The organism is Paraburkholderia sp. SIMBA_053 (assembly GCF_046534895.1).
Classification (GTDB): Bacteria; Pseudomonadota; Gammaproteobacteria; order Burkholderiales; family Burkholderiaceae; genus Paraburkholderia; species Paraburkholderia caledonica.
On record NZ_JAWRXU010001429.1, the window covers coordinates 1 to 245 of the forward strand.

General features: G+C 51.4%; 1 protein-coding gene. It reads right to left on the reverse strand.

The window, feature by feature from the left end; genetic code table 11:
• Positions 1 to 233: putative phosphothreonine lyase domain-containg protein (locus SB753_RS40330; protein WP_410805582.1), on the reverse strand; the 233-nt coding region annotated here is incomplete at its 3' end.
• Between the last annotated feature and the right edge of the window lie 12 nt (positions 234 to 245).

Sequence of the window (245 nt, forward strand, 5' to 3'; positions counted from 1 at the left end):
GTGGACACCTTGGCACACATCAGCTGGTCGTTCTCGATTGCGTGGCTAATTTTGCTCCACTCCTCGTCCACGTCGGTGGTGCTCGCAAAGATGCACCATTTACCTGTCGCATCGGTAGAGACAATATCGTGATAGCTCGGAGCTTTCTTGTGGTGCCAGTTGCAACTCAAGTCTTCAGAAGGCTTGTCCGATTTCCTGAACAATCGTTCTTCCACGCCAATTTCTTCCTTCATGGGAGCCTCCTC